This window comes from Burkholderia sp. NRF60-BP8 (assembly GCF_001522585.2).
In the GTDB taxonomy this organism is placed as follows: domain Bacteria; phylum Pseudomonadota; class Gammaproteobacteria; order Burkholderiales; family Burkholderiaceae; genus Burkholderia.
Map to the genome: position 1 here is coordinate 2,461,952 of NZ_CP013373.1, position 16,027 is coordinate 2,477,978.

General features: G+C 69.6%; 18 protein-coding genes. 11 read left to right on the top strand and 7 right to left on the bottom strand.

The window, feature by feature from the left end:
* Positions 1-244: 244 nt before the first annotated feature.
* From WS54_RS24905 to WS54_RS24955, 11 genes are all read left to right on the top strand, one after another.
* Positions 245-808 carry an RNA polymerase sigma factor gene (locus WS54_RS24905; RefSeq protein WP_059781338.1) on the top strand — a complete coding sequence of 188 codons (564 nt, stop codon included), beginning with the start codon at positions 245-247 and terminating at the stop codon, positions 806-808.
* Entirely contained in the window at positions 805-1,239 is a 435-nt protein-coding gene (locus tag WS54_RS24910) for a DUF3619 family protein (protein WP_034207980.1), read from the top strand. Before WS54_RS24905 ends, WS54_RS24910 begins: the two co-directional genes overlap by 4 nt.
* A gap of 26 nt (positions 1,240-1,265) precedes the next feature.
* On the top strand, positions 1,266-2,027 hold the full coding sequence (locus tag WS54_RS24915) for a DUF3106 domain-containing protein (protein ID WP_059781337.1): 762 nt from the start codon (positions 1,266-1,268) through the stop codon (positions 2,025-2,027).
* A 6-nt stretch (positions 2,028-2,033) separates the two neighbouring features.
* A complete protein-coding gene (locus tag WS54_RS24920; protein WP_059781335.1) occupies positions 2,034-2,540 on the top strand; it encodes an RDD family protein in 507 nt (168 codons plus the stop codon).
* Positions 2,541-2,763: 223 nt separating this feature from the next.
* On the top strand, positions 2,764-3,702 hold the full coding sequence (locus tag WS54_RS24925; protein ID WP_034207983.1) for a UDP-2,3-diacylglucosamine diphosphatase: 939 nt from the start codon (positions 2,764-2,766) through the stop codon (positions 3,700-3,702).
* 30 nt (positions 3,703-3,732) lie between these two features.
* Positions 3,733-4,767, top strand: coding sequence for a glycosyltransferase family 4 protein (locus WS54_RS24930; RefSeq protein ID WP_059781333.1), 1,035 nt, complete (start codon positions 3,733-3,735; stop codon positions 4,765-4,767).
* Complete coding sequence (locus WS54_RS24935; protein WP_034207985.1) at positions 4,764-5,300, top strand: diacylglycerol kinase; 537 nt, start codon at positions 4,764-4,766, stop codon at positions 5,298-5,300. Before WS54_RS24930 ends, WS54_RS24935 begins: the two co-directional genes overlap by 4 nt.
* Before the next feature lie 191 nt (positions 5,301-5,491).
* Entirely contained in the window at positions 5,492-6,250 is a 759-nt protein-coding gene (locus WS54_RS24940) for a TetR/AcrR family transcriptional regulator (RefSeq protein ID WP_034207986.1), read from the top strand.
* Entirely contained in the window at positions 6,247-6,828 is a 582-nt protein-coding gene (locus tag WS54_RS24945) for a TIGR00730 family Rossman fold protein (RefSeq protein WP_059781331.1), read from the top strand. The genes WS54_RS24940 and WS54_RS24945 overlap by 4 nt, the downstream gene beginning before the upstream one ends.
* A gap of 22 nt (positions 6,829-6,850) precedes the next feature.
* Positions 6,851-7,612 (top strand): SDR family oxidoreductase, encoded by a 762-nt coding sequence (locus WS54_RS24950; protein ID WP_059781329.1) that lies wholly within the window; start codon positions 6,851-6,853, stop codon positions 7,610-7,612.
* Positions 7,613-7,838: 226 nt separating this feature from the next.
* Positions 7,839-9,731 carry an ArnT family glycosyltransferase gene (locus tag WS54_RS24955; protein ID WP_059781327.1) on the top strand — a complete coding sequence of 631 codons (1,893 nt, stop codon included), beginning with the start codon at positions 7,839-7,841 and terminating at the stop codon, positions 9,729-9,731.
* Between the two features lie 145 nt (positions 9,732-9,876).
* Here the strand turns inward: WS54_RS24955 and WS54_RS24960 are convergent, their stop codons facing one another.
* The 7 genes from WS54_RS24960 to WS54_RS24990 all read right to left on the bottom strand — a co-directional run bounded on the left by WS54_RS24960 (position 9,877) and on the right by WS54_RS24990 (position 15,979).
* Positions 9,877-10,494: a DUF924 family protein gene (locus tag WS54_RS24960; protein ID WP_034207990.1), complete on the bottom strand. Its 618-nt coding sequence runs from the start codon at positions 10,492-10,494 to the stop codon at positions 9,877-9,879.
* Complete coding sequence (locus WS54_RS24965) at positions 10,491-11,222, bottom strand: alanyl-tRNA editing protein (protein WP_059781325.1); 732 nt, start codon at positions 11,220-11,222, stop codon at positions 10,491-10,493. The genes WS54_RS24960 and WS54_RS24965 overlap by 4 nt, the downstream gene beginning before the upstream one ends.
* A 104-nt stretch (positions 11,223-11,326) precedes the next feature.
* Positions 11,327-11,737 (bottom strand): group II truncated hemoglobin, encoded by a 411-nt coding sequence (locus tag WS54_RS24970; RefSeq protein WP_034207992.1) that lies wholly within the window; start codon positions 11,735-11,737, stop codon positions 11,327-11,329.
* A gap of 42 nt (positions 11,738-11,779) precedes the next feature.
* Positions 11,780-14,395: an ABC transporter permease gene (locus WS54_RS24975; protein ID WP_059781323.1), complete on the bottom strand. Its 2,616-nt coding sequence runs from the start codon at positions 14,393-14,395 to the stop codon at positions 11,780-11,782.
* The gene (locus WS54_RS24980) at positions 14,392-15,009 is read right to left on the bottom strand and encodes a DUF4126 domain-containing protein (RefSeq protein WP_059781321.1); all 618 of its coding nucleotides are present in this window, start codon (positions 15,007-15,009) and stop codon (positions 14,392-14,394) included. Before WS54_RS24980 ends, WS54_RS24975 begins: the two co-directional genes overlap by 4 nt.
* Positions 15,010-15,208: 199 nt before the next feature.
* Positions 15,209-15,529: a quaternary ammonium compound efflux SMR transporter SugE gene (sugE, locus tag WS54_RS24985; RefSeq protein WP_034208737.1), complete on the bottom strand. Its 321-nt coding sequence runs from the start codon at positions 15,527-15,529 to the stop codon at positions 15,209-15,211.
* A gap of 153 nt (positions 15,530-15,682) precedes the next feature.
* On the bottom strand, positions 15,683-15,979 hold the full coding sequence (locus tag WS54_RS24990; protein WP_059781319.1) for a putative hemolysin: 297 nt from the start codon (positions 15,977-15,979) through the stop codon (positions 15,683-15,685).
* Positions 15,980-16,027: the final 48 nt, after the last annotated feature.

Here is a 16,027-nt window from a genome sequence, read left to right on the forward strand (position 1 = left end):
CAAATGAGACCATCACTTCATGTTGCGAATCGCCGACGATAGCGGGTAGCGATTGAGCCGTCAAGCAAAATATCCCGCAGCGCATCATGCGCGCCGCCCGGCGCCCCGCCGGCGCGGTTCGCGCGCAACGTGCGGCGCCCGACCCGGTGCCAAGCCGCGCGAAAATTTGATAGCATCCGCGGGTTTTACGAAATTTTTCGACCTTTTACACCACGCAGCGGGCCGCAGCGCATACCTTCACGGAATGGCATCAGACAAGGAACTCGCCGACTTTCTGGCGGGCGTCGAAAGGCGCGCGTTCAAGCAGGCCGCGTACGCCGTGCGTGACGACGATGCATCACTCGACATCGTGCAGGACGCGATGATCAAGCTCGCTGAAAAGTACGGCGACCGGCCGGCGGCCGAGCTGCCGCTGCTTTTTCAGCGGATCCTGCAGAACGCGATCCACGACTGGTTCCGCCGGCAGAAGGTCCGCAACACCTGGGTGACGCTGTTCTCGTCGCTGAACAGCACCGACGACGACGACTTCGACCCGCTCGAAACGCTCGAATCCGCGGACGACAACGCGGGCGTCGAGAGCAGCGAGCACCGCCTCGAAAGAGAGCAGGTTCTGGCCCTGATCGACGAGGAAATCCAGAAACTTCCGGCGCGTCAACGGGAAGCGTTCCTGATGCGTTATTGGGAAGATATGGATGTCGCCGAGACTGCCGCCGCGATGGGGTGCTCCGAGGGCAGCGTCAAGACGCACTGCTCGCGAGCCACTCACACGCTGGCGCAAGCGCTCAAGGCCAAAGGAATCACGCTATGAGCTCCGCTCCCGCAAACCGAGAACTCGAATTCGCGCTGAAGGTGCGCCGCGCGCTGGATGAGCGCGCAGCCGCCCTGCCTGCCGCGACCACCGATCGGCTGGCCGTCGCCCGCCGGGCCGCGCTCGCGCGCAAGAAGCCCGAAGCCGCGAGCGCGCCGGTGTTCGTGCCGGCCTTCGCCGGCGCGGCCGGCGCCTATGGCCCGACGCCCGCGAACCGCCCGCCGGCCGGCCGCCCGTCGTTCGCGCGCCGGCTGCTGCGCGCATGGCCGCTCGCGTTGCTGCTCGCGGGGCTCGTCGGCATCGCGTACTGGGAAGACATGCAGCGCACCGCCGAACTCGCCGATATCGACGCGGCGATGCTCAGCGACGACCTGCCGCTCAATGCGTATCTCGACCACGGGTTCAACGCGTATCTTTCGCGCGCTCACTAACAGACAATAACGAGGGGATCGTACGGGTGAGTCAGAAGCGCGGCCTGGCCGTATTTTTCGGATGCGTGATCGCGATCGCCGTTTCCTACGTCGCCACGTATCCCCGATTCCACCCGGCCCCCGCGACGGCGCCCGTCGCGACCACCAGCCCCGCCGCGCCCGCGTCGACCGCGACCGGCCTGACCGCCGAACTCCCCCCGCTGCCCCTGCCGCTGCCGGCCGCCGCCGGCCCGCTGTCGTGGGCGCGCCTCACGCCGGCGCAGCACGCGGCCCTCGCCCCGTTCGCCGACCAGTGGGACGGCTTCAGCGACGCCCGCAAGCGCAAATGGCTGAAGATCGCATCGCGTTTCGCGAAGTTGTCGCCGGATGATCAGAAGCGCCTGCAGGAGCGGATGACCGAATGGGCGAAGATGACGCCCGAGCAGCGCCGCGTCGCGCGCGAGAACTACCAGAGTGCGAAGGAGCTGTCCGCCCAGGCGCGCGAGCGCGCGTGGAAGGCCTACCAGCAACTGCCCGAGGAGCAGAAGGAACGGCTTGCCGCCGCCGAGCGCCGTCGCAAGCCGAGTGTCGTCAGCGCGCCGCCGACCGCCGCCGACCGTGACGTCCGCCGCCTCGTCAACGCGCACGAACACCCGGCGAGCGGCGCGGCGGCGGCCGCGGCGCCCGCGTCGGCCGGTGCCGCCGCGCAGCCGGCGCCCGCGTCGTCGACCTCCGGCACCGCATCCGCGCCGGCCGCCGTGGCGCCGGTGTCGCCCGCCGACGCGCCTTCGCTGTTCAAGGGCTCCTGAGCGGCCGTGGCGAGCACCGGCGCACCCGAAACCCCGGCCGTCGCGCCGTCCGTACGGCGACGCCTCGCCGCCCTGCTCTACGAAGGCGTGCTGCTGTTCGGCGTCGTGTTCTTCGCCGGGCTCGCGTTCAGCCTCGCGACACAGCAACGCAACGGCCTTGTCCATCACAACCTGCTTGCCGCATGGATCGCGCTCGTCGTCGGCGCGTATTTCGTGTGGTTCTGGACGCACGGCGGCCAGACGCTGCCGATGAAAACCTGGCGGCTCCGGCTCGAATCGTCGAGCGGCCGGCCGCTGAGCGCCGGCCACGCGCTCGTCCGCTACGTGCTCGGCTGGCTGTGGTTCCTGCCGCCGCTCGCGCTGCACCCGCTCCTCGGCCTGTCGGTACCCGTCACGCTCGCGCTCACCGCCGCATGGATCGTCGTGTGGGCCGGCGCGGCCCGACTGCACGCCGGCCGCCAGTTCCCGCACGACCGGATCGCGCGCACGCGCGTCGTCGCGATCCCGCGCTGACGCGCCGCATTCGCCAGACGAAAGCCGCTCGTCCGGCGCGCTCGCCGAGCCGGACGCCCTTACCAAACAAGCGACGATCGTTCGGTGCGACAGGTTACGCAACGCCCATCCGTTCACTGCTAAACATCCTTCGACGGCCGTAATAAGAACGTCTCGTGACTGTCACGGCACAGTCACGCCCGCATGGCGGAATGCCGGTAATGTCAACCGGCGCGAGTCATGCATGGGCCAGAAAACGTCCGCGACCTCACTGTTTCGTCACCCCATCGGCGCTCGCGCCGCCACTGCGTTCCTGTCCGGCTCGGGGGCAACCGACGGCGTGGTGTCGCACAAGCCGCCCGTCGCGCACACCACGCAGCACGAGGACCCCGAGCCGTCCGCCCATCGCTACCGCACCATCTGGCTGTCCGACATCCACCTCGGCTCGAGCGGCTGCCAGGCGCCTTACCTGCTGGACTTCCTGCGTCACAACGACTCGGAATACCTGTACCTCGTCGGCGACATCATCGACGGCTGGCAGTTGAAGAAAGGCTGGTACTGGCCACAGGCGCACAACGACGTCGTGCAGAAGATCCTGCGCAAGGCGCGCAAGGGCACGCAGGTGGTCTACATCCCCGGCAACCACGACGAAGGCGCGCGGCAGTTCTGCGATCTCGCGTTCGGCGACATCCAGGTGCGCGGCGAGGCATTCCACACGACGCTCGCAGGCAAACGTTTGTGGATCGTGCACGGCGACCTGTTCGACGGCGTGATCCAGCACGCGAAATGGCTCGCGTACCTCGGCGACACGCTCTACACGCTGATCCTCGTGCTGAACCGCTGGTTCAACCGGATCCGCAGCCGGCTGGGCTTCCAGTACTGGTCGCTGTCGCAGTACCTGAAGCACCAGGTGAAGAACGCGGTCAACTTCATCTCGCAGTTCGAGACCGTGATGACCGACGAGGCGCGCCGCCGCGGCTGCGACGGCGTCGTGTGCGGCCATATCCACAAGGCCGAGATCCGCGACATCGACGGCGTGCTGTACTGCAACGACGGCGACTGGGTCGAAAGCCTGTCCGCGCTCGTCGAAACGATGGAAGGCGAACTGAAGATCGTCTACTGGACGGTGATGCGCGCCGCGCCGTCGGAGACCACGTCGCGCAAGGCCAAGGCCACTGCCTGACACCCCCTTACTTACAGGACAGATGCCGCGATGAAGATCATGATCGTCACCGACGCGTGGGAACCGCAGGTCAACGGCGTCGTGCGCACGCTGAAGAGCACGTCGCGCGAACTCACGGCGCTCGGCCACCGCGTCGAACTGCTGACGCCGCTGGAATTCCGCACGGTACCGTGCCCGACCTACCCCGAGATCCGCCTGTCGATCCTGCCGTACCGCAAGCTGCGCGCGCGGATCGATGCGTTCGCGCCCGACGCGCTGCACATCGCGACCGAAGGCCCGCTCGGGTTGGCCGCCCGGCGCTATGCGCGCACCCGCAAGCTGCCGTACACGACCGCCTACCACACGCGCTTTCCGGAATACGTGCAGGCGCGCTTCGGCATTCCGCTCGCCGCGACCTACCGCTTCCTGCACTGGTTCCACGGCCCGTCGCTCGCGGTGATGGCGCCGACGCCGGTCGTCAAGCAGGATCTCGAGAAATACGGCTTCACGAACGTGGTGCTGTGGACGCGCGGCGTCGATCTCGACATCTTCCGGCCGATGGAGTCGAAGGTGCTCAACACCGCGCGGCCGATCTTCCTGTACGTGGGGCGCGTCGCGATCGAGAAGAACGTCGAGGCGTTCCTGCGCCTCGATCTGCCCGGCTCGAAATGGGTCGCGGGCGAAGGCCCCGCGCTCGCGGAACTGAAGTCGCGCTACCCGGAGGCGAACTATCTCGGCGTGCTGTCGCAGGCCGAGCTCGCGAAGGTGTATGCTGCGGCCGACGTGTTCGTGTTCCCGAGTCGCACCGACACGTTCGGCCTCGTCCTGCTCGAGGCGCTCGCCTGCGGCACGCCGGTGGCCGCGTATCCCGTCACGGGCCCGATCGACGTGCTCAGCGGAGGCGACGCCGGCGCGATGCACGAGGACCTGCAGGAAGCCTGCCTCGAGGCGCTGAAGATCGAACGCACGACTGCGCGCGCGTGGGCCGAACGCTTCTCGTGGCGCGCGGCGTCCGAGCAGTTCGCGTCGCATCTGAAGCCACTGCCGAAGACCGCGTACTCGCCCGCCGAAGGTGCCGCCGTTTGAAACGAGACCTGAACGACAAGACCCCGCCCTTTAACGCAACGCCGCAACGGCACCGGCCGTTCGACGAGGAAGAGCCGCACGCCGAAACGGACGCGCATCCGCACGAGCCGCTCGGCCCGGACGATCAACTGACGCCGCTGCCGCCGAACCCGTACAAGCGCCACCGCGGCATCACGCGTGCGTGGTTCGCGCTCAAGCATTCGCTGAACGGCTTTCGCGTCGCGATCCGCGAGGAAAGCGCGTTTCGCCAGGAACTCACGCTCGCCGCGCTGATGCTGCCGATCGGCGCGTTCGCGCCGGTGCCGGCCGCGTCGCGCGCGCTGCTGATCGCCTCGGTGCTGCTGGTGCTGATCGTCGAGCTGCTGAACTCGAGCGTCGAAGCCGCGATCGACCGCATCTCGCTCGAGCGCCACGAACTCTCGAAGCGCGCGAAGGACCTCGGCAGCGCGGCCGTGACGGTCGCGCTGTTCGCGTGCGTGACGACCTGGGGCTTCGTGCTCGGTCCGGTCGTCGCACGCTGGCTCGGCTTCTAGGGCGCCTGCCCCGCCCCCCGCGTGCGGCGCTGCACCATGCGCCGCGCGGGGCCGCGATCACGAAATGCCCCGATGTGGCGAAACCCCGGTTTATAATCGTCCGCTAGACATAGAACAGCAACCCGCGCCGGACGAATCACGCAGCATCGATTGCAGCGCCCGCCAGTCCGGCATACACAGGGCCGGACGACATGGAAGCGAAACCTCCCCGCCGCACCCGCGAACGGATTCTCGAGTTGTCGTTGAAACTCTTCAACGAGATCGGCGAGCCGAACGTCACCACCACGACGATCGCCGAGGAAATGGAAATCAGTCCAGGCAACCTGTACTACCATTTCCGCAACAAGGACGACATCATCAACAGCATCTTCGCGCAGTTCGAGCAGCAGATCGAACGGCGGCTGCGCTTCCCCGAGGATCATCGTCCGACGATCGACGAAACCTGGTCGTACCTGCAGTACATGGCCGATTTCATGTGGACCTACCGGTTCCTGTATCGCGACCTCAACGACCTGCTCGCACGCAACCGCACGCTCGAGACGCACTTCAAGCAGATCATCAGCCACAAGGTGCGCTTCGCGCACGACATGTGCGAGCTGCTCGTCTCCGACGCCGAAATGGTCGCGACGCCCGCCGAGATCGAAGTCATCGCGACCAACATGGCGGTGATCTCGACATACTGGCTGTCGTATCAGTACGTGATGCATCCGCGCAAATACAACGACCAGGACGCGATCCGCGAAGAGCTGCACCAGGTGAGCATGCACGTGATCTCGATCATGGCCCCGTACCTGCGCGGCCGCTCGCGCCAGCTGTTCGACGATCTGGTCTCCGGCAAGCTGCCCAAGCGCCAGTTCTCCGACTACCTGCCGCCGCGCGACGGTTCGCCGCGCCCGGCCGGCGGGCCCGTCGCCACCGGTCAAGCCGCCGCCAAGGACGCCAAGCAATGAAGGCAGTCTGCGTTTACTGCGGCTCGTCGTCCGGCGTGCGGCCCGTCTATGCCGATGCCGCGCGCGCGTTCGGCCGCGCGCTGGTCGACGCGGGCCTCACGCTCGTGTACGGCGGCGGCCGCGTCGGCCTGATGGGTGTGATCGCCGACGAAGTGATGGCGGCAGGCGGCCGTGCGGTCGGCGTGATCCCCGAGTTGCTCGTCGACAAGGAAGTCGGCCATACGGGGCTGTCGGAACTGCACGTGGTGCCCGACATGCACCATCGCAAGAAGATGATGGCCGACCTCTCCGACGCGTTCGTCGCGATGCCCGGCGGCGCCGGCACGCTCGAGGAGCTCTTCGAGGTCTACACGTGGGCGCAGCTCGGCTATCACCGCAAGCCCGTCGCGCTCTACAACATCGATGCGTTCTACGATCCGCTGATCGCGCTGTTGCGCCATACGGTCGACGAAGGCTTCATGCGGCCGGCCTATTTCGACGCGCTGTGCGTCGAATCGGAACCCGCCGCGCTGATCGAGCGGCTGCGCCGCTACCAGCCGCCCGCCCGCGACAAGTGGGCGCCCGACGCAGCGAAGTAACCCTCACCGGAGCCCGCACGCGATGACCGCACCATCCTACCGCAAGGCCGTCCTCATCACCGGCGCGAGCCGCGGCATCGGCCGCGCGACCGCCGTGCTCGCGGCCGAGCGCGGCTGGGACGTGGGCATCAACTACGCGCGCGACGCGGCGGCGGCCGAACGGACCGCACAGGCGGTGCGCGACGCGGGCGGCCGCGCGTGCATCGTCGCGGGCGATGTCGCGAACGAGGCGGACGTCGTCGCGATGTTCGACACCGTTGCCGCCGAATTCGGGCGGCTCGACGCGCTGGTCAACAACGCAGGCATCGTCGCGCCGTCGATGCCGCTCGCCGACATGCCGATCGACCGGCTGCGACGGATGTTCGACACCAACGTGCTCGGCGCCTACCTGTGTGCGCGCGAAGCCGCGCGCCGGCTGTCCACCGACCGCGGCGGCCGCGGCGGCGCGATCGTCAACGTGTCGTCGATCGCGTCGCGGCTCGGCTCGCCGAACGAGTACGTCGACTACGCGGGCTCGAAAGGCGCGGTCGATTCGCTGACGATCGGCCTGGCAAAGGAACTCGGCCCGCACGGCGTGCGCGTGAACGCGGTGCGCCCCGGCCTGATCGAGACCGACATTCATGCAAGCGGCGGCCAGCCGGACCGTGCGGCCCGTCTCGGCGCGCAGACACCGCTCGGCCGCGCGGGCGAAGCGCAGGAGATCGCCGAGGCGATCGTCTGGCTGCTCGGCGATACGGCGTCCTACACGACGGGCGCCCTGCTCGACGTCGGCGGCGGCCGCTAAGCTGACGCGCGGCGCAACAATACGGCGGTCGAAACCGCGCCGTGGTCACGGCGCCACAAATCTCCACAATTCCGTGACAGTTTCAGTAAACGTCCGTAACAATTTCGTGTTCTACTAGCGGACATTCAGACAGGTGTCTTGAACACGCTGTCCGTTACCCGGATATAGCCCCTTATCGGTCCTGCCCATGTCGCCGGACCGGCTCGCTCGACCCGAGATCTTTTCCATGCCTGGAACCGCAGCGCCCAGCCGGCGACGCACGCCCGTGCCCGCCCCGGCCGCGCACACCCGCTCGACCGCCGATACCCACGTCATCGCGACGCTGGACGTCGCCGGCACGCCCGTCGCCGCCTCGATCGCCGTCACCAGCCCCCCACGCGAGCGCTCGCTGCTGTTCGGCTGGCGCGCATGGCTGTTCGTCGCCGCACTGGTGTGTGCGTACACGCTGCCCGGCGTGCTCGGGCACGATCCGTGGAAACAGGACGAAACCTACACGTTCGGCATCATCCAGCACATGCTCGAGACCGGCGACTTCGTCGTGCCGACCAATGCCGGCCTGCCGTTCATGGAAAAGCCGCCGCTTTACGCGTGGGTCGCGACCAGCCTCGCGTGGCTGCTGCAGCGCGTGATGCCGCTGCACGACGCGGCGCGCCTGGCGAGCGCGCTGTTCGCCGCGCTCGCGTTCGGCTTCATCGCGCGCGCGGCCCGCGTGGCCAGTCGGGCGGACGACTGGTTCGACCTGCGCGTGCTCGGCCCGGTCGTACTGAGCGCGGGCACGCTCGTCGTCATCAAGCACGTGCACGACATGATGACGGACGTCGCGCTGTTTGCCGGCACGGCAATGGGGTTCTGCGGGCTGCTCGAACTCGTGATGCAGCACGTCGCGCGTGCGCAGCCGATGCTGCACGGGCTGCCGGCGCATCCGGCGAGCCGCTGGGCCGCGCCGATCTTCGGCGCGGGCGTCGGCGTCGCATTGATGGCGAAGGGGCTGTTCGTGCCGCTCGTGTTCGCGGCTACGCTCGTCTGCACGCTGGCGCTCTATCCGGCCTGCCGCACCCGCTCGTTCGCACGCGCGCTCGGCATTGCCGCGCTCGTGTTCGCGCCGTTCGCGCTGATCTGGCCGACCGCCCTGTTCCTGCGCTCGGAAACGCTGTTCATGACGTGGTTCTGGGACAACAACGTCGGCCGCTTCTTCGGCTTCTCCGTTCCCGAACTGGGCGCCGAAAACGACAAGCCGCTCTTCATCCTGCGCGCGTTCCTGCTCGTCGGCTTCCCGGTCGCGCCGCTCGCGATCGTCGCGCTCGCCCGCGGCGCATGGCGCGACTGGCGCGCGCCGCGCATCGCGCTGCCCGTGCTGTTCGCCGGCATCGGGCTCGCGGTGCTGCAGGTGTCCGCGACGTCGCGCCAGCTCTACATCCTGCCGTTCTTCGCGCCGCTCGCGCTGGTCGCCGCGCAGGCGATCGACCGCCTGCCGCGCCGGCTGCATCTCGCGTGGGATTACTTGAGCCGCATCCTGTTCGGCACGGTCGTCGTGCTCGCATGGGCGATCTGGGCGGTGATGGCCGATCCGGCCGCGTCGCATGCCGATCTCGCGCTGCTCGGCCGCTGGCTGCCGCTCGACTGGACGATGCCGATCCAGCCCGCGCTCGTGACCGGCGCGCTCGCGCTGACGGTCGGCTGGCTGACGCTGCTGCCGAAGCTGCGCACGACGGGCCTGTGGCGCGGCGCGCTGTCGTGGGGCGCCGGCGCGCTCGTCGCGTGGGGGCTGATCTATACGCTGCTGCTGCCGTGGCTCGACGTCGCGAAGAGCTATCGCTCGGTGTTCGACGACCTGAACGCGCATCTCGCGCTCGAATGGAACGACGGCGACTGCATGGCGAGCCTGCACGGGCTCGGCGAATCGGAAGCGCCGATGCTGTACTACTTCTCCGGCATCCAGCACACGCCGATCGACGACGCGAAGACGACGCGCTGCACGTGGATGATCGTGCAGGGCGTACGGGCCGTCGATCCGGCGCCGGGCAACGAATGGAAGCTGTTCTGGACCGGCGCCCGCCCGGGCGACAACGCGGAACTGCTGCGCGTCTACGTACGCACGCCCGAACAGCACCTGCAGTGACACGGGGCGGCGCGATGCGCCGTCCTGCCCGCCTTGACTGTCCTCTTCGGCACCGGCCGCGCGCTTTGCGCGACGCCGGCCGCCACGAACCCGCCAGCGTGCGCGGGCTCGCCGCCCGTTTCCTCGTCGCGCCCAGGCCCGATCGTCAGAACGACGAGCCGGGCTCCCGCAGAAACGCCGTTTCCTCATCGGTCGACACGCGACCGAGAATCGCGTTCCGGTGCGGAAAGCGGCCGAAGCGTTCGACGACCGCCGCATGCAGCAACGCGAAGCGGTGATAACTCTCGCACCCGGCCTCGTCGCGGATGCCCGCGCACAGGCGCACGGCCTCGCGCTGGCTCTCGACCGATTCGTCGTGCTCGAACGGCAGATACGCGAACGCACGATGATGTCCGCTCGGCAACTGCGCGTCCCAGCCGGCCGCGACGACGCGACGGGCAAGCGCGAGCGCCTTCGGATCGGCGGCAAACGCGCGCGGCGTGCCGCGATGGATGTTGCGCGAGAACTGGTCGAGCACGACGATCAACGCCAGCGCCCCCTCCGGCGAACCGGCCCAGTGATCGCAGGCGCCGTCGCATGCGGCGTCGAGCAGCGCGCCGTAACGCGTGCGCAGCACGTCGTCGAACGCCGCGCCGCCGTTGAACCAGATCTTGCGTTCCTGCCCGAATTCGGCCGAGCCCGGCTCGCCGAACCAGAAATCGAGAATCTCCCGTGCCTGCGGATCGAGCGCCGCCGCGGCCGCTTTCCCGGTATCGATCGTCATGCAAACTCCAGTACGAGGCGCCGTGTGCGCGCGCTCTTCTTTTCCAGTTTCGCGACCCGCAGCCCGCCGATTTCGGACGTGTTGCGCACATGCGTGCCGCCGCACGGCTGCAGGTCGACGTTTTCGATGCGCAGCAGCCGCACGCGGCCGAGGCCCATCGGCGGCTTCACGCTCATCGTGCGCACGAGCTCGGGCCGCTCGGCCATCTCGTCGTCGGTGATCCATTCGGTCGTGACCGGATGCGCGCCGACGACGAGGCCCGCGAGGCGCCGCTCGACGTCGTCGCGGTCGATCGCGTCGGACGTCGCGAAATCAAGCCGCACGTAGTCGGCCGTCACGCTGCAGCCGTCGACCGAGTACGGCAGCACCGCGCACATCAGGTGCGCGGCCGTGTGCAGGCGCATGTGCCGGTAGCGGCGCACCCAGTCGATCGCGGCGACCACGCGCGTGCCGGGCGCAAGCGTCGCGACGCGCGCCTCCTGGCCCGGCGCGGGCACGTGCACCGCGTCGTCGGGCGTCGCGCCGTCGAACTTCGCCTTGCGCGTATCGGCAATCGCGATCGTGCTGCCGTCGGGCAGCGTCAGCGTGCCGGCGTCGCCGGCCTGGCCGCCGCCGAGCGGATAGAACACCGTGCGATCGAGCCGGATGCCATCGTCGCCGACGGCCTGGACGGTCGCCTCGCATTGCGTGAGGTACGCGTCTTCGCGAAACAGCGCTTGTGTCGTCATCGGGGGAGCCTCGTGTCGATGGGGGAAACGGCCAGTGTCGCGCCGCGCTGCACGTGCGCCCAGACGCAGATCGTCCCGCGCGCGGGCGGCGGCGTACCGGTGGATCAACCGGGCCGGTTGCGCATCCAGTCGGCCGTGTCGTAGAACGAATGCATGAGCCGCTCGCGCAGCGGCTCCGGCAACCCGACGTCTTCCATCGCCCACGCCATGCAGCGCAGCCACTGGTCGCGCTCGACCGACGCGATCGGGAACGGCAGGTGCCGCGCGCGCAGCCGCGGATGGCCGAACCGGCTGATGTAGTGGTCGGGGCCGCCGAGCCAGCCGCACAGGAACCAGAACAGCTTGTCGCGCGACCCGTCGAGCGAAGGCGGATGCAGCGCGCGAATCTGCGCGAACTCGGGTTCGAGGTCCATCAGGTCGTAGAAGCGGTCCACCATGTCGCGCACGCGGGCTTCGCCGCCCACGAGCTCGAACGCCGTCGGCTGCGACGGCGCATCGTCATTCACATCGGTCATACGGATAGTCGGAAAACGGGATCTTCGGGCTGCGGGCGACGCTCAGGCGTCGCGCAGCGACTGCAGCGCGGGGCGCCGCAACACATTATGCAGGCTCAGCCAGCCGGCCGCACCGGCGCAGACGACGCCGGCCGCGATGCCGGCCGGCACGAGCCACGGATCGACGGCGAGCCGGAAATCGAACACGCGCGACGCGAGCACCCAGCCGACCGCGATCGCGCCCGCCGACGCCAGCGCGCCGGCCAGCGCGCCGACCACGATGAATTCCGCGCGCTGCACCGCATTGACCTGCGCGCGCGACGCACCGAGCGCGCGCAGCAGCGCGGCCTCGCGCACACGCTCGTCGCGCGAGCCGGCGAGCGCCGTGTACAGCACGAGCACGCCGGCCGCGAGCGTGAACGCAAACAGGAACTGCACCGCCCCGACCACCTGCAGCATCATCCGCTGCAACTGCGCGAGGATCGGCGCGACGTCGATCGCGGTCAGGTTCGGGTAGCGCGCGATCAACGGATCGAGCAGCGCGGCGTCCGATGCCGGCAGATGGAAGCTCGTCAGATAGACGGCCGGAAAATCCTTCAGCACCGGCGGCGGCATCAGCACGAAGAAGTTGACGCGGAACGAGCCCCAATCGAGCTTGCGCACGCTCGTGACGGGCGCGTCGACCGTCAGCCCCGTCACGTCGAAGCGCAGCGTGTCGCCCGGCTTCACGTTCAGCGTCTTCGCCAGGCCGGCTTCGATCGAGATCTGCGGCGTGGCCGCGGTACCGAACCAGTCGCCTTCGACGATCCGGTTGTCCGACGGCAGTTCGGTCGTGTACGACAGGTTGAATTCGCGATCGACGAGCCGGCGCGCCTCTTCGGACGGGTACGCGTCCGGATTCACCGGCTTGCCGTTGATCGCGACGAGGCGGCCGCGCACCATCGGCGCCGGTACGGCGTCGCGCACGCCGTGCGCAGCCAGATAGGCGGCGACATCGGCGCGCTGGTCGGGCTGGATGTCGATCAGGAACTGGTTCGGCGCGTCCGGCGGCGTCGACTGCCGCCAGCCCGCCACGAGGTCGTTGCGCGTGATCGCGATCAGCAGCAGGCACATCAGGCCGAGCGCGAGCGCAGTGATCTGCAGCGCGCTGGCCGTGCCGCGCCGATGCAGCGACGCCAGCGCGTAGCGCCAGCCGACGCCCGCGGCCACGCGCGCATCGCGCACCGCGCGCGCGGCGGCGAACAGCACGAGCCGGGCGATCAGCGCGAAACCGACCAACGCGCCGGCAAAGCCGCCCGCGACGATGAGGCCGAGCTTCAGGTTGCCGGCGGCCGCGATCAGCAGCCCCGCGAACAGCACGACACCGATCGCATACGCGGCCCACGCGGTGCGCGACGCGTCGCCCCACTCGCGCCGCAACACGCGCACCGGCGGCACGCGCGTGAGCGGCACGAGGGGCGGCAGCGCGAAACCGAGCAGCAGCACGAGCGCCGCGCCCATGCCGATCAGCGCCGGCCACGGCGTCGGCGGCGGCAGCACGACGTCGATCAGGCTGCCGAGCGCGGCCAGCAACGCCCAGTGGCCGCCATAGCCGAGCACCGCGCCCGCGGCGCCCGACACGATGCCGACGCCGGCGAATTCGAGCGCGAACAGCGCGCCGAGCGTGCGGCGGCTCACGCCGAGGCAGCGCATCGTCGCACAGCCGTCGAGATGGCGCCGCATGTAGCGCTGCGCGGCCATCGCAATCGCGACCGCCGCGAGCAGCGCGGTCAGCAAGGCGACGAGCGTCAGGAAATGGCGCGCGCGATCCAGTGTCTGCCGCACCTGCGGCTGCCCTTCCTGCAACGACTCGAGCCCGACGCCGCGCAGCTTCCCGCCGTCGACGCGCGCGTGTGCATACGCTTCGAAGCGCGCGACGGCCGGTGCGTCGCCCGCGACCAGCAGCCGGTACGTGACGCGGCTGCCGTAGCCCGTGAGCCCGGTCGCGGCGAGCTCGTCCGCGCGCATCATCAGCCGCGGGGAAAAATTGACGAACGAAAAGCCGCGATCGAGTTCGCGGGCAATCGCGGCGGCGACCGTAAACGTGCGCAGCCCGACGCGCACCGTATCGCCCGCCTTGAGGTGCAGCGCATCGAGCAGCGCCGGGTCGGCCCACACGGTGCCGGGCGCGGGAATCGCGGTCGCCTTTTGCGCGACGGTCGCGCCGGCCGGCAGGATCTCGACCGCGCCGCGCAGCGGATAGCCGGGCGACACGGCCTTCACGGCCGCGAGGCGCGACGGCGCCGCGTCGGCGGCCTGCCCGCCCGCGGCGGACGCGATCATGCTCGGGAAGATGGCCGTCGTCGCGGTACGCAGACCGAGCGCGCGAGCCTGCCGGTCGAACGATGGATCGACGGGGCGATCGGCGCGCACGACGAAATCGGCGCCGAGCATCTGGCGCGCGTCGCGCTCGAGCCCCTGGCGCAGCCGATCGGCAAGAAAGCCGACGCTCGTCAGCGCCGCGACCGCGAGCACCAGCGCGAGGACCAGCAGCGTCAACTCACCCGCGCGCCAGTCGCGCGCGGTCATCCGGGCGGCCTGATGGATCAGGTCGCGCAGGCCGAAGCGGCCCGCATGCGCGCGCCCGTCATGGCCGGGTTGCCCGGCCGGCGGCTGCCCCGCGTGTTGCGGCCCCTTCAATCGCGTTTTCCTCCGATCGAGTTGAGCCGCGACACCATGTGGTTCGCCATCCCGCGAAAACCGCCCGACACGCCGCGCCACAGGCGCGGCAGCGCCCATGCCGACGCCGCGACGAACGCGGCGAGCAGCACGAGGAAGGCGAGCGGAACGAAGAACGCGAGGACCAGGCCGCCGACCACGAGACCGTCCTCGGTCGATGACGCGACCCAGTTCGAAATCGGTTCGGGAGACAGGTTGATCAGCGCGCGCGTGCCGGCCTTCGCCACGTGCGCGGCGCCGGCGAGCGAGCCGCCGGCGAGCCCCGCGACCGCCAGCATGGTCGGATCGGCATGGCCGAGCGCGCCGGCCGCGAGCACGGCGCCGGCCGGAATGCGGATGAAGGTGTGCACGGCATCCCACAGCGAGTCGAATGCGGGGATCTTGTCGGCAAGGAATTCGGTCACGGCGAGCACGGCCGCGGCGCCGATGACCCACGGCGACGTCAGCACGGCCAGCGTGTCGGGCAGGTGGAGCCAGCCGAACCGCGCCAGCACGCCGGCGATCAGCACCGCCAGGTACAGGCGCAGGCCGCTCGCCCACGCGAGTCCCGCGCCGAGCGAAATGGCTTCGATCATGGCCCTCTCCTTGCACTTTCCGTGCGTTTTGCCGATTGATCGGATCGGGTCGGACAGACCGGCCGCGCGGCGCGTGGCGACCGGCACCGCGTGCCGCGAGCAGCACGGCGGTATTCAGGCCCGAATGCGTTCCATTATAGACAGGCCGGGCGACCGACCGCCGCAATTCCGCGGCGGCGCGGCGCCCGGCAGGCCGTCGTCAGGCGGCCGACGACAGTTTCAGGCCGACCAACCCCGCGACGATCAGCGCCGCACTCGCGACGCGCGCGACGGTCAGCGCCTCGCCCATCATCACGATCCCGAACACGAACGCGCCGACCGCGCCGATGCCCGTCCACACCGCGTACGCGGTGCCGAGCGGCAACTGGCGCATCGCGACCGCGAGCAGCCCGAAGCTGGCCAGCGCCGTCACGATCGTAAACAGCGACGGACCGAGCTTCGTGAAGCCGTCCGACGATTTCAAGCCGGCCGCCCAGGCCACTTCCAGCAAACCGGCGATCAACAACCATACCCACGCCATCTCGACGTACTCCGTATCGGATGGGGCCGTCCCCGTTGAAGCGAATGACCCGGGGTCGTCCCCGGGCGGCGCCGAGTATAACAAGAGGCTTACGGACCTGCCGGCTGTGGGCCGCCGCGGCGGCCGATGCGGGGCGCGATCGGCCTGACGCGGTCAATTCGTCACGCGCTTGGGCGCGACGCCGCCGACGCAGCGGTCGTCGCGGTACAGCGCCCACTCCTCGCACACGCGGCCGTCCTTGAACACGCACATGCCGACCTGCCCGCGCGGCAGGCTGCGGATCACGTGGCGACCGCCGAGCTTCTCGCAGTTGACCGATGCGGGATTGGCCAGCGCCACCTGCGCGGGCGGCTGCTGCCCGGGCGGCTGCTGCCCGGGCGGCAGCGGCTGGGCGAACGCGCCGGGCGCAGCCAGCGCCAGCGCACAGCTGACGACCAGACGGACGGACATTGCACGCTCCTCGTTTTCGTTCGGGGAACGGTCAGGATAGCGGGGATT

Bases quoted from the DNA above. Each gene is read 5' to 3' on its own strand.
- WS54_RS24970 (WP_034207992.1), bottom strand. From the start codon at position 11,737: ATGACCGATGTGAATGACGATGCGCCGTCGCAGCCGACGGCGTTCGAG.
- WS54_RS24955 (WP_059781327.1), top strand. From the start codon at position 7,839: ATGCCTGGAACCGCAGCGCCCAGCCGGCGACGCACGCCCGTGCCCGCC.
- WS54_RS24940 (WP_034207986.1), top strand. From the start codon at position 5,492: ATGGAAGCGAAACCTCCCCGCCGCACCCGCGAACGGATTCTCGAGTTG.
- WS54_RS24945 (WP_059781331.1), top strand. From the start codon at position 6,247: ATGAAGGCAGTCTGCGTTTACTGCGGCTCGTCGTCCGGCGTGCGGCCC.
- sugE (WP_034208737.1), bottom strand. From the start codon at position 15,529: ATGGCGTGGGTATGGTTGTTGATCGCCGGTTTGCTGGAAGTGGCCTGG.
- WS54_RS24905 (WP_059781338.1), top strand. From the start codon at position 245: ATGGCATCAGACAAGGAACTCGCCGACTTTCTGGCGGGCGTCGAAAGG.
- WS54_RS24950 (WP_059781329.1), top strand. From the start codon at position 6,851: ATGACCGCACCATCCTACCGCAAGGCCGTCCTCATCACCGGCGCGAGC.
- WS54_RS24980 (WP_059781321.1), bottom strand. From the start codon at position 15,009: ATGATCGAAGCCATTTCGCTCGGCGCGGGACTCGCGTGGGCGAGCGGC.
- WS54_RS24965 (WP_059781325.1), bottom strand. From the start codon at position 11,222: ATGACGACACAAGCGCTGTTTCGCGAAGACGCGTACCTCACGCAATGC.
- WS54_RS24925 (WP_034207983.1), top strand. From the start codon at position 2,764: ATGGGCCAGAAAACGTCCGCGACCTCACTGTTTCGTCACCCCATCGGC.
- WS54_RS24910 (WP_034207980.1), top strand. From the start codon at position 805: ATGAGCTCCGCTCCCGCAAACCGAGAACTCGAATTCGCGCTGAAGGTG.
- WS54_RS24930 (WP_059781333.1), top strand. From the start codon at position 3,733: ATGAAGATCATGATCGTCACCGACGCGTGGGAACCGCAGGTCAACGGC.
- WS54_RS24960 (WP_034207990.1), bottom strand. From the start codon at position 10,494: ATGACGATCGATACCGGGAAAGCGGCCGCGGCGGCGCTCGATCCGCAG.
- WS54_RS24990 (WP_059781319.1), bottom strand. From the start codon at position 15,979: ATGTCCGTCCGTCTGGTCGTCAGCTGTGCGCTGGCGCTGGCTGCGCCC.